Annotated in this window: 13 protein-coding genes; 7 read left to right on the forward strand and 6 right to left on the reverse strand. The window is 69.2% G+C overall.

What is annotated here, in order from left to right; translation table 11 throughout:
- Positions 1-67 precede the first annotated feature (67 nt).
- Together AC1Q5A_RS12820 and metG are read right to left on the reverse strand one after the other, a co-directional pair.
- Complete coding sequence (locus AC1Q5A_RS12820) at positions 68-667, reverse strand: RnfABCDGE type electron transport complex subunit B (protein ID WP_492701157.1); 600 nt, start codon at positions 665-667, stop codon at positions 68-70.
- A gap of 10 nt (positions 668-677) precedes the next feature.
- Positions 678-2807, reverse strand: coding sequence for a methionine--tRNA ligase (metG, locus tag AC1Q5A_RS12825; protein WP_492701159.1), 2130 nt, complete (start codon positions 2805-2807; stop codon positions 678-680).
- Between the two features lie 244 nt (positions 2808-3051).
- Here metG and AC1Q5A_RS12830 point away from each other — a divergent pair, with 244 nt between their 5' ends.
- From AC1Q5A_RS12830 to AC1Q5A_RS12840, 3 genes are read left to right on the forward strand one after another with little or no spacing between them, the layout of a single operon-like run.
- Positions 3052-4170 (forward strand): MFS transporter, encoded by a 1119-nt coding sequence (locus tag AC1Q5A_RS12830; protein WP_492701344.1) that lies wholly within the window; start codon positions 3052-3054, stop codon positions 4168-4170.
- A complete protein-coding gene (locus AC1Q5A_RS12835) occupies positions 4167-4796 on the forward strand; it encodes an HAD family hydrolase (RefSeq protein WP_492701161.1) in 630 nt (209 codons plus the stop codon). Before AC1Q5A_RS12830 ends, AC1Q5A_RS12835 begins: the two co-directional genes overlap by 4 nt.
- Entirely contained in the window at positions 4789-5586 is a 798-nt protein-coding gene (locus AC1Q5A_RS12840) for a DeoR/GlpR family DNA-binding transcription regulator (RefSeq protein ID WP_492701163.1), read from the forward strand. Before AC1Q5A_RS12835 ends, AC1Q5A_RS12840 begins: the two co-directional genes overlap by 8 nt.
- A gap of 71 nt (positions 5587-5657) precedes the next feature.
- Here AC1Q5A_RS12840 and AC1Q5A_RS12845 read toward each other — a convergent pair whose 3' ends face one another.
- Complete coding sequence (locus AC1Q5A_RS12845; RefSeq protein ID WP_492701165.1) at positions 5658-6122, reverse strand: DUF2147 domain-containing protein; 465 nt, start codon at positions 6120-6122, stop codon at positions 5658-5660.
- 155 nt (positions 6123-6277) lie between these two features.
- Between AC1Q5A_RS12845 and apbC the strand changes: the two genes are divergently transcribed.
- The 4 genes from apbC (at position 6278) to AC1Q5A_RS12865 (ending at position 9165) form a co-directional block, all read left to right on the forward strand.
- Positions 6278-7372 carry an iron-sulfur cluster carrier protein ApbC gene (apbC, locus tag AC1Q5A_RS12850; RefSeq protein ID WP_492701167.1) on the forward strand — a complete coding sequence of 365 codons (1095 nt, stop codon included), beginning with the start codon at positions 6278-6280 and terminating at the stop codon, positions 7370-7372.
- Entirely contained in the window at positions 7369-7914 is a 546-nt protein-coding gene (locus AC1Q5A_RS12855; protein ID WP_492701169.1) for an NADPH-dependent FMN reductase, read from the forward strand. The genes apbC and AC1Q5A_RS12855 overlap by 4 nt, the downstream gene beginning before the upstream one ends.
- Positions 7915-8008: 94 nt before the next feature.
- Positions 8009-8575 (forward strand): dCTP deaminase, encoded by a 567-nt coding sequence (dcd, locus tag AC1Q5A_RS12860; protein ID WP_114342153.1) that lies wholly within the window; start codon positions 8009-8011, stop codon positions 8573-8575.
- A 95-nt stretch (positions 8576-8670) separates the two neighbouring features.
- Positions 8671-9165 (forward strand): hypothetical protein, encoded by a 495-nt coding sequence (locus tag AC1Q5A_RS12865; protein WP_492701172.1) that lies wholly within the window; start codon positions 8671-8673, stop codon positions 9163-9165.
- Positions 9166-9247: 82 nt separating this feature from the next.
- On the opposite strand, the gene pcp is transcribed toward AC1Q5A_RS12865, so the two are convergent.
- Genes pcp through AC1Q5A_RS12880 form a run of 3 tightly spaced genes read right to left on the reverse strand, consistent with a single transcriptional unit; the run spans position 9248 to position 11590 of the window.
- On the reverse strand, positions 9248-9904 hold the full coding sequence (gene pcp, locus AC1Q5A_RS12870; RefSeq protein ID WP_492701174.1) for a pyroglutamyl-peptidase I: 657 nt from the start codon (positions 9902-9904) through the stop codon (positions 9248-9250).
- 19 nt (positions 9905-9923) lie between these two features.
- Positions 9924-10892 carry a 5-oxoproline transporter, DUF979 family subunit gene (locus AC1Q5A_RS12875; protein WP_492701176.1) on the reverse strand — a complete coding sequence of 323 codons (969 nt, stop codon included), beginning with the start codon at positions 10890-10892 and terminating at the stop codon, positions 9924-9926.
- A 2-nt stretch (positions 10893-10894) separates the two neighbouring features.
- On the reverse strand, positions 10895-11590 hold the full coding sequence (locus AC1Q5A_RS12880; protein WP_492701178.1) for a DUF969 domain-containing protein: 696 nt from the start codon (positions 11588-11590) through the stop codon (positions 10895-10897).
- Between the last annotated feature and the right edge of the window lies 1 nt (position 11591).

Below are 11591 nucleotides of genomic sequence, written 5' to 3' on the forward strand. Positions count from 1 at the left end.
GCTGCCCCAGCCTGAGAGTCGCCGGGTTCCAGCCTGCGCAGGAACGACGATCTGCGGCCCCGCGTGTTCATGGCGATTTGTCCTGTTTCGCACGCGCGCGCGCCAGCGCGGCCAGCACCGGGTTGCTCGATGCGGCGGTGTCCACCGCCGCCTTGCGCGCCGCCAGTTCCGCCTCGCGCGCGGCCGTTTCGCGCGCCAGGCGCGCCTCGCGGCGCTGGAAGTGTCCGCGCGCCGCGTCGGCGTGCGCCTGGTCGATCTGCTGCGCCGGCATCGGTTCCAGCACGATGCAGTCGACCGGGCAGGCCGGCACGCACAGCTCGCAGCCGGTGCAGTCGCCGGCGAGCACGGTGTGCATCAGCTTCGATGCGCCCACAATCGCATCGACCGGACAGGCCTGGATGCACTTGGTGCAGCCGATGCAGTCGGCCTCGACGATGCGCGCCAGCAGGCGCGGCTTTTCCGTGCCGCGGGCCGGGTCCAGCGGCAGCGCCGGCCGCTGCAGCAGGGCGGCCAGCTGCGCGATGCCGGCCGCGCCGCCCGGGGGGCAACGGTTGATTTCCGCCTCGCCGCATGCGATCGCCTCCGCATACGGCCGGCAGCCGTGATAGCCGCACTGCTCGCATTGCGTCTGCGGCAGCAGGGCATCGATGCGGTCGGCGAGGCTCATCGTCGGTGCGTCAGCGCACGGTGGCACCCGGCTTGGCGCCCTGGTCGGCGTCGAGCAGGAACAGGTCGCTGCCGCCGTCGCCGGCGGAGAGGATCATGCCTTCGGACAGGCCGAAGCGCATCTTGCGCGGCGCCAGGTTGGCGATGAACACCACGTTGCGGCCGACCAGCTTTTCCGGTTCGGCGTAGGCGGCGCGGATGCCGGAGAAGATCTGCCGCTTGCCCAGCGGGCCGGCGTCCAGTTCGAAGCGCAGCAGCTTGTCCGAGCCGTCCACGACGTCGCAGGCGGTGACCTTGCCGATGCGCAGGTCGAGGCGCGCGAAATCGTCGATGCCGATGGTGGCGGGATCGGAAAGGGTGGATGCCCCGGCATTCGCCAGCAGGGCGCCGGGATTCGTCACGGCGGGCTTCGGGCTGTCGTTCCTGGGCTTTTTCTTCTTGTCGGCAACGGGAGCTTCGGCCGATGCGCCGAGCGAATCCTTCGAGGCTTCGACCATCGCCTCGATGCGCTTGGGGTCGATGCGGCCGAGCAGCGGGTCGAACGCGTTGATGGCGTGGTTGCGCAGTTCGACGTGAGCGTCGTCGAAGTCGATGATCGGCGCGTCCAGGAACTTCTCGGCCGCGGCCACGGTGGCTGGCAGGATTGGCTTGAGCAGGCCTGCCAGCAGGCGGAACGCGGCCAGCGCGAATGAACACACCTGGTGCAGTTCTTCGCGGCGCGATTCGTCCTTGGCCATCGTCCACGGTGCTTTGGCAGCGATGTAGCCGTTCACCAGGTCAGCCATAAGGACGAACTTGCGGGTGACCTCGGCGAACTCGCCGTTGTCGTACAGCGTCGGCACATCGTCGTAGTGCGAAACCAGCACTCGCCACAACTCGACCTCCTCGCGACCGAAGTGCGAAGCCAGGCGGCCGCCGAAGAAGTTGTGCACGAAGCCGGCGGTACGGCTGGCGATGTTCACCCACTTGCCGACCAGATGCGAGTTGACGCGCTCCTCGAACGCCTTGAGGTCGAGGTCCACGTCCACCGGCGCGTCGCTGAGCATGCTGGCGAAGTAGTAGCGCAGGAACTCCGGATGGATGCCGGCGTCGAGGTAGGTGCGCGCCTGGATGAAGGTGCCGCGCGACTTGGACATCTTGGCGCCGTTCACCGTGAGGTAGCCGTTGACGTGCAGCGCGGTGGGCACGCGCATCTGCGCGCCATGCAGCATCGCCGGCCAGAACAGGCCGTGGAAGTTGATGATGTCCTTGCCGATGAAGTGGTGCATCTCGGCCGTGCTGGCGGGGGCGAGGAAGTCCTCGAACTTGAGGCAGGCGGTGCGGTCGCACAGCGCCTTGAAGCTGGCCAGGTAGCCGACCGGCGCGTCCAGCCATACGTAGAAGAACTTGCCCGGCGCGTCGGGGATCGGGAAGCCGAAGTAGGGCGCGTCGCGCGAGATGTCCCAGTCCTTCAGCCCGCCGTCCAGCCATTCGCGCAGCTTGGCCGCCACGCCGACGTTGGCCACCGGCTTGCCGTGGGTGTACTTGCCGGCGAACCAGTCGCGCAGCAGCCCCTCGAACTTGCCCAGTTCGAAGAAGTAATGCTCCGAGTCGCGCAGCACCGGGGTGGCGCCGGACATCACCGAGTACGGGTTGATCAGGTCGGTAGGCGCGTAGGTGGCGCCGCAGTGTTCGCAGTTGTCGCCGTACTGGTCCGGCGTGCCGCAGTTCGGGCACACGCCCTTGATGTAGCGGTCCGGCAGGAACATCTGCTTTTCCGGATCGAACAACTGCTGGATCTTGCGCCTGGCGATGTAGCCGCCGTCGCGCAGGCGCGTGTAGATCAGCGTCGACAGTTCGCGGTTCTGTTCCGAATGGGTGCTGTGGTACTGGTCGAAGGCCACGCCGAACGCGGCGAAATCCGCCTCGTGGCCTTCGCGGATGCCGGCGATGAAAGCCTCGGGCGTCATGCCGGCCTTCTCCGCGGCCAGCATGATCGGCGTACCGTGCGCGTCGTCGGCGCAGACGTAGATTACCTTGTTGCCGCTCATTCGCTGCGCGCGCACCCAGATGTCGGCCTGGATGTAGCCCAGCAGGTGGCCCATGTGCAGCGGGCCATTGGCATAGGGCAGGGCGTTGGTGACGAGCAGGCGACGACTCATGGGGCGTATTCCGTTGTTGACTGCGCATTATGCCATGGCCGCCACGGTCGCATTGGCTGCGGACGGTCTTCCGGCGAGGTTCGGCGGCAGGGTCGGGCACGCCCCGGAGGTGCCTCGCGATGCATGGAGGCGATCTGATCGATTGCGTATTTATACGTGTTTATATACATTTATGCGCATTCAATCAGGTGGGATTGGCGTGCAGACGAACAGCATTTCCCTGGCGGCGGGCGAGCGGGACGCCATGGCACCGGCCATCCGCGCCACCCGGCTGGTCTTCCTGGCTTCCGGCATCGGCATGGCCGCGTGGGCGCCGATGGTGCCTTACGCAAAGGCGCGGCTCGGCCTCGACGAGGCTTCGCTCGGCTTGTTGCTGCTGGCCTTCGGCGGCGGCTCGATGGTGTCGATGCCGCTGGTCGGCTTCCTCACCCATCGTTTCGGCAGCCGCCGGGTGATCGGCGTCGGCGGCCTGCTGCTGTGCCTGGCGCTGCCGCTGCTGGCGATCGCGCCGGGCGCGGCCACGCTGGCGCTCGCCCTGTTGTACTTCGGCGCGACGCTGGGCGCGGTGGACGTGGCGATGAACGCACATGCGGTGGAGGTGGAGCGTCGCGATGGCCGTCCGCTGATGTCGGGCTTCCACGGGCTTTTCAGCATCGGCGGCTTGAGCGGTGCCGCGGGCATGAGCCTGCTGCTGGCGCTGGGCATGCCGCTGACCGTTGCCGCCGTGGCGATTGCCGCGCTGCTGGCCGTGGTGGTGGTGACGCAGTGGCCCTGCCTGATCGAACACGTCGACGATGCCGGCGAACGCGCGGCGTTCGGCATGCCGCGCGGCCTCGTGCTGGTGCTGGGCCTGCTGTGTTTCATCAGCTTCCTGGCCGAGGGTTCGATGCTGGACTGGAGCGCGGTGTTCCTGCGCGATTTCCGCGGCTTCCCGGCGGCTTCGGCCGGCATCGGCTATGCCGCCTTTTCGGTGGCGATGGCGGTGGGGCGGCTTGGCGGCGACTGGACGGTGGCGCGCTTCGGCCCGGTGCTGACCGTGCGCCTGGGCGCCTGCACCGCGGCGGCGGGCTTCCTGCTGGCGTCGATGCTGGCGTGGCCCGGCGCGGCGCTGGTCGGCTTCGTGCTGGTGGGTTTGGGCGCGGCCAACATCGTGCCGGTGATGTTCGGCGCGGCCGGCCGCTTGCCTGGCACGTCGCCGGGCATCGCCATCGCCACGGTGACCACGCTGGGTTATGCCGGCCTGCTCAGCGGCCCGGCGCTGATCGGTTTCCTGGCCCAGGCCAGCAGCCTGCCGGTGGCGCTGGCCGCAGTGGCCGGGCTGCTGTTGCTGACCGCCGCCTCGGCAAGGCTGGTGCGGCCGTGAGTGCGCCGCGCTTCGACACCGTGGTGTTCGACCTCGGCGGCGTACTGCTGGACTGGAACCCGCGCCATCTGTATCGCCGGCTATTCGACGACGAAGCGGCGATGGAGCGCTTCCTGGCCGAGGTCTGCACCCAGCACTGGAACGAGCAGCAGGATGCGGGGCGCGCCTGGCGCGAGGCCATCGACGGGCTCAGCGCACAGCATCCGCGGCATGCCGAACTGATCGCCGCCTACCGCGAACGCTGGGACGAGATGCTGCGCGGGCCGATCGAGGGCAGCGTGGCCATCCTCGACGAGCTGCGCGCACGCGGCGTGCGGTTGTACGCGCTGACCAACTGGTCGCAGGAAACCTTTTCGCTGGCGCGGCAGCGCTACCGCTTCATGGACGCCTTCCGCGGCATCGTGGTGTCGGGCGAGGAGCGGCTGATCAAGCCCGACCCGGCGATCTTCCGCCTGCTGCTGTCGCGCCATGGCCTGGAGGCCGCGCGCACGGTGTACATCGACGACGCGCCGCGCAACGTCGAGGCCGCGGCGCGGCTGGGCATGCACGCGCTGCACTTCCGTGATCCTGCCACCTTGCGCGCGGAACTCTGCCGTGCGGGCCTGCTGGAGGCGGCGCATGGCTAAGCCGACGCTGCCCAGCGAGATGCTGCCGCAGGAGCGCCAGCACGAGATCCTGCAGCGCCTGCGCAGCCGCGGGCGGGTGGTGGCGGCGGAGCTGGCGGTGGAGTTCGCCGCGTCGGAGGATTCGATCCGCCGCGACCTGCGTGAACTGGCCGCGCAGGGGTTGTGCAAGCGCGTCTATGGCGGCGCACTGCCGCTGTCGGCGGCGATCGCGCCGCTGAAGCAGCGGCGCGGTGAACAGGTCGGCCGCAAGCTGGCCCTGGCGCGCAAGGCGGTGAGCCTGGTGCGCGAAGGACAGGTGCTGCTGGTCGACGCCGGTTCCACCAATGCCGCGATTGCCGCGGCGCTGCCCGAGCGGATGAACCTCACCGTGATCACCAACGCGCCGGATATCGCGCTGGCGCTGATCGAGCGCGAAGGCTTCGGGATCCTGCTGCTGGGCGGCCGCATCGACCCGCGGATCGGCGGCGCGGTGGGGGCGCAGACCCTGCAGGAACTGCATCGCGTCCGCGCCGACCTGTGCTTTCCGGGCGCCTGCGCCATCGACGCGGACAGCGGCCTGTGGGGCTTCGACAGCGAGGAATCGCTGCTGAAGCGGGCGATGGTGGAGGCCAGCGGCGAGACTGTGGTGGTGGCCACCAGCGACAAGCTGGGCGCGGTGGCCACGCACCGGATCGCGCAGATCGCCGAGGTGCAGCATCTGGTGGTCGAGCATGCCGTCGGCCGCCAGGCACGCGCCGCGTTTGGCGCCCGCGGCGTCAGCGTGCATCGGGCCGAACCGGCGGCCGACTGATCAGCCGCACATGAAAACGCCCCGCACCGGCGGGCGGTGCGGGGCGTTCGGTCAGCCGCAGCGATGCGGGGTCAGTCCTGCCGTTCCCAGACCTGCGAGCGGCCGAGCAGGGCGAAGCCGATGTAGCCGTGCACGTCGAGCTTGCGACCGCCGTCCACCAGCTTGAGCTTCACCTTGTAGACCTTGCCGTTCTTCGGATCGAGGATCCTGCCGCCGCTCCACTCGTCGCCATCCTTGCTGACGCCCCACATGAAGGTCATCCCCACGATCGGCTGGTTCTTGCGTTCGCCGTCGCACCTGGTGCAGAGCGGGTGCTCGCCGTCGCGGGCCACGTCCTCCGGCGTGCGGTTCAGCAGTTCCATGATCTTCGCCTGGTACTCGCCGTTGTATTCGGTGATCTGGACGATCGACTTCGGCTGGTGGGTGGCGTCGTCGATGGTCTTCCAGGTGCCGGCCGGGGTGTCGGTGGCGGCCAGCGCGGTGCCGGCCGCCAGCAGCAGGCCGGCGGCGAAGGTGAGGCGGACAGCAAGCTTCATGGATATCCTCCCGTACGAAAGCGTATGGATGCGAGACTGGCGAGGTTCCATGGGGCCGTCAAGTTGCATTGCGCCATGTCTGTCGCTGACCCAGGTCAGCGGGGCCGCGACGGCGGACTGGCATAATGGCGCTTCCGAGAATCATTCGAATTGACATGACACAGGCGAACGAAACCCTGGTCCGCCAGATCCTGGGCGGCCTCATCGACACCCATACCGGCGCGCCGCTGGCCGAGGCCGTGCGCGCGGTCGGCGTGGACGGGACGAAGGTGTCGGTGGACCTGCAACTGGGCTACCCGGCCGCCGGCGCGATCGACAGTTTGGCGGCGCGCGTGCGCCAGGCGCTGGAAGCCGATCCGGCGATCGATGCGGCCGTGGTGTCGATCACCAGCCGCATCCATGTGCACAAGGTGCAGGGCACGCTGGGGCCGCTGCCGAACGTGAAGAACATCATCGTGGTGGCTTCCGGCAAGGGTGGCGTGGGCAAGTCCACGGTGTCGGCGAACCTGGCGCTGGCGCTGCAGGCCGAGGGCGCGAAGGTCGGCGTGATGGATGCGGACATCTACGGCCCCAGCCAGCCGACCATGCTCGGCGTGCACGGCAAGCCGGCCTCGCCGGACGGCAAGAGCATCATTCCGATGCAGGCGCACGGCATGCCGGTGATGTCGATCGGCTTCCTGGTGGAGGAAGACACGCCGATGATCTGGCGCGGCCCGATGGTCACCCAGGCGATGATGCAGCTGCTCACCGACACGCGCTGGGAGCAGCTCGACTACCTGATCGTCGACCTGCCGCCGGGCACCGGCGACATCCAGCTGACGCTGTCGCAGAAGGTGCCGGTGGCCGGCGCGGTGATCGTCACCACGCCGCAGGACATCGCCCTGCTGGATGCGCGCAAGGCGCTGAAGATGTTCGAGAAGGTCGAGGTGCCGGTGCTGGGCGTGGTGGAGAACATGGCCACCCACGTCTGCTCCAACTGCGGCCACGAGGAAAACATCTTCGGCGAAGGCGGCGGCGAGCGCATGGCGAGCCAGTACGGCGCGGCCTATCTCGGCTCGCTGCCGCTGGACATCCGTATCCGCGAGCAGGCCGACAGCGGCAATCCCACGGTGGCGGCAATACCCGATTCCGACCTCGCCATGCGCTATCGCGAGATCGCCCGCAACGCGGCGGGCCGGCTGTCGCGGCAGCCGCGCAACAAGTCGCTGGGGCTGGGCAAGATCGTGGTGCAGGGCGTACCCGCCGCATGACGGTGACGGCACGGCGCGTGCTGTGCCTGTGCGGCAGCCTGCGCCGGGTGTCGTCGAACCGCGCGGCGCTGGAGGCCGCGCGCCAACTGGCTGCGCCGACGCTCGAACTGGTGTTGTACGAAGGGCTGGGCAAGCTGCCGCTGTTCAGCCCGGATGACGATGTCGATCCGTTGCCACCCGTGGTGCTGGCGCTGCGCGAAGCCGTCGGTCGCGCCGACGCCCTGCTGATCGCCTGCCCCGAGTACGCCCACGGCCTGCCAGGCGCGTTCAGGAACCTGCTGGACTGGCTGGTCGGCAGCCTGGAGCTCCCCGGCAAGCCGGTGCTGCTGCTGAACACCGCCGCGCGTGGTTCGTACCATGCGCAGGAGGCGCTGGCCGAGGTCCTGGCCACCATGTCCGCCCAGCTGCTGGCGTCGCAGCCCTTGCCGGTGGCGCTGCCGGGCGCCGGCTGCACGGCGGCGCAGGTGCTGGCGAGCGCGGAACGCTGTGCGGAATTGCGCGCGGCGCTGGACGTGCTGGCCGAGGCGCTCCCCGCGGCCTGAGGCCACGCGGCTGGCGCGGCGGCGCCCCGACCATGTATTTTTGCCGCCTTGCGCCCGGCCCGACCGGGCGCTGCCGCTACCGACCGGAGACCGCGTGAGCATCAAATCCGACAAATGGATCCGCCGCATGGCCGCAAGCCACGGCATGATCGAGCCGTTCGAGCCGGGCCAGGTCAAGCTGCGCGACGGCGACAAGCTGATCTCCTACGGCACCTCCAGCTACGGCTACGACGTGCGCTGCGCGCGCGAGTTCAAGATCTTCACCAATATCAATTCCACCATCGTCGATCCGAAGGCGTTCGATCCGAGCAGCTTCGTCGACGTCGAGGCGGACGTGTGCATCATCCCGCCGAACTCGTTCGCGCTGGCGCGCACGGTCGAGTACTTCCGCATCCCGCGCAAGGTGCTCACGGTCTGCCTCGGCAAGAGCACCTACGCGCGCTGCGGCATCATCGTCAACGTGACGCCGCTGGAGCCGGAGTGGGAGGGCCACGTGACGCTGGAGTTCTCCAACACCACCCCGTTGCCCGCAAAAATCTACGCCAACGAAGGCGTGGCGCAGATGCTGTTCCTCGAATCCGACGAGGAGTGCGAGACCAGCTACAGGGACCGCGGCGGCAAGTACCAGGGCCAGCAGGGCGTGACGCTTCCGCGCACCTGAGTACGCGAGCTGAACGGCGGAACCGCGACCCGCATCGCCGTTCCGGGCCGCGCTACACTTCCATGATCCAGACGTTCGATTGCCAGGAGACTCCCATGACCCGTTTTTCCACATTGCTGACGCGCGTCACGGCAGCCCTCATGCTGGGCAGCCTGCTCGTGCTGGCAGGCTGCCACCGGGGCAGCACCCGGGACGCGGTCAGCACGGCGGCGATGAAGGGCCAGTTCGACGCCACGCTGCAGGCTTACAAGGACGGCCAGTTCCTGCTCGATGGCGCGGTGCTTTCGGCACTCGATGTCGGCAGCCATTTCGCCTACCTGAAGGATCAGGGCAAATTACCGAAGACCGTGCTGCTCACGCGCAGCGACGATTCCAAGATCCGCAAGCGGCACCTGGAATACCTGGCGCGCATGCAGATGGACTATGGCTTCACCGCGTATTACGACGATGACGGCACGCTGACCAAGATCAATCCGGTGGAAACCAAGGCCCGCGCGCTCGAGGATCATCATGCGCCGGCGCCGTTGCCCGATTCGCAGAAAGGCAAGGACGCCAGCAGTGGCGGTTTCGACCCGCAGCACCAGTACTGATTCCTGCCGGATGGACCATGGAAGCCGCGATGCGAATCGCGGCTTCCTGTTTTTTGGGGGCCGGGGCCGGCGCGGGACCCGGTCAGTCCAGGGTGCCTGCGCCGAGCCTGCGGTCGCGCCGGGTGGCGGCTGCCGTGCGCAGGGCGATCTCCAGGCCGCGCACCACCTCGGCCTGCGTCATGCTCGGCGCACCGGGGTGCTGCGCGGCCTGCGCCGGAAGGAACGGAATGTGGATGAAGCCGGCGCGTGCGCCCGGCCGCCGCGAGGCGAGGTGCAGCATGGCGTAGGCGATGTGGTTGCAGACGTAGGTGCCGGCGCTGTTCGAGATTTCCGCCGGCACTCCCTGCGCCCGCAGCGCAGCCAGCATCGCCTTGATCGGCAGCGTGCTGAAGTAGGCGGCCGGAGCATCGGCGATCACCGCCTCGTCGATCGGCTGCGCTCCGGCGTTGTCGGGGATGCGCGCATCCTGCAGGTTGATCGCCAGCCGTTCGATCGACAGCTGCGCCCGCCCGCCGGCCTGGCCGACCCCGAGCAGGATCGCTGGCGCCACCTCGCGCACCGCGCTCCTGAGCAGGCGCAGCGAGGCGGCAAATTCGGTGGGCAATTGCAGTGCGACGACGCGATGGCCGCCGATGCGCCGGCCGTGCAGCGTGCGCACGGCTTCCCACGACGGATTGACCGCCTCGCCGGCGAACGGATCGAAGCCGGTCAGCAGGATGCGTGGCAGGGGTGTGCCCATGGCGGCCTCTTCAGCGTGTTCAACGGAATACCAGCAGCCACATCATCATGAAGGTGGCGAGCAGGATCCACCACGCGCTCCACAACTGGGCGCGGATCACCCCGTATGGGCTGCGCAATTCCAGCAGCGCCGCCGGCACCAGGTTGTAGTCGGCCGCCATCGGCGTCAGCAGGGTGCCGCAATAGCCGCACAGCATGCCCATCGAGCCGAGTATCGCCGGATCGGCGCCGTGCTGGCGGATCAGCAGCGGCAGGCCGATGCCGGCCATCATCACCGGGAAGGCGGCGAACGCGTTGCCCATGATGACGGTAAACAGCACCATGCCCAGCGCGAAGGTGATCAGGCAGGCCAGCGCGCTGCCGGTGGGCAGCCAGCTGGTGGCCAGCGCGGCGATCGCCGCGCCCACGCCGCTTTGGGTGAACACCTCGCCCAGCGCCGCCAGCAGCAGCGGCAGCAAGGCCGCCCAGCCGATCGCGTCGAGCAGGCGGTGGCCCTCGGCCAGGCCGGTGGCCAGCGGCGCGCGCGCCACGCGCGCGGCGGCGAACAGCGCGATCACGCAGGCCAGCGCGAGCCCGGTCAGGGTCATCTGCGCGGTGGCGAACAGGTGCCGGCCCGCGAACGCGAGGTAGCCGCCGAACAGCGCCACCAGCAGGGTCACCAGCGGGATCAGCAGGGCCGGCACGAGCAGCTTGTGGCCGAGCCGGATGGCCGACTGCAGGCGTTGGGCGGCGCTGTTGTCCTCGGCATGGGCGTGCCGGTGCAGTCGCGGCGCCAGCAGGGCCAGCACGATCACGCCGGCGCCGGCCAGCTGCGAAGGCAGCGCATGGCCGGCGGCCTGCTGCGCCAGCACGTAGTCGCCGCCGCCGAACAGCACGCCGAGCACCAGCCAGAACGCGGCGTGCCAGGCGCGCCGTTCGCGCAGGTCGCGCAGGCCGCAGTAGAGCAGGAGGGCGGCGATCAGCCAGTAGACGTATTCGATGCGGAGCATGCTCAGTCCGCCGCCCCGGCGCGCAGGCCGGCGGCACGGCGCTGCAGCCGGCGCTGGTACAGCCATATCCGCACGGACTGCACGACGAAGGCGGCCACCGCGGTGGGCAGTGCCCACAACGCGATCGACAGCGGGCTCAGCTCGATGCCGTGCTGGGCGTAGAAGCCCTGGATCAGCAGCACCGCGCCGAGCGCGATGAACACGTCCTCGCCGAAGAAGCGGCCGATGTTGTCGGTGGCCGCGGCGACCGCGCGCAGTTCGTCGCGGTCGGCGTCGTCCAGCCCGGGATCGATCTTGGCTGCCGCCGCCTCGCCCATCGGCGCCAGCAGCGGGCGCACGGTCTGCGCCGGGCCGGCCACGCCGGTCAGTCCGAGCGTCGCCAGCAGCTGGCGCAGCAGCAGGTAGCCGATCAGCAGCCGCGCGAGGGTCAGTCCGTGCAGCCGGCTCATCCAGCGCTGCGCATGTTCGCGCAGGCCTGCGTGCTCGAGCAGACCGATCGCCGGCAGGGTCAGCACGAACAGCATCAGCATGCGGCTGGAGACGAAACTCCTGCCGAGCAGGGCGAGCAGGGCGGGAATCGTCAACCCGGCGAGCAGGCCGCTGCCGACGGCGGCGGTAACCACCACCAGCACCGGATTGAAGCGCAGCAGGAAGCCGATGACGATCACCGCGACGCCGAGCAGGGGCCAGTAGTTCATG

It is taken from the genome of Rhodanobacter sp. GW835-FHT13D09, from assembly GCF_058793995.1.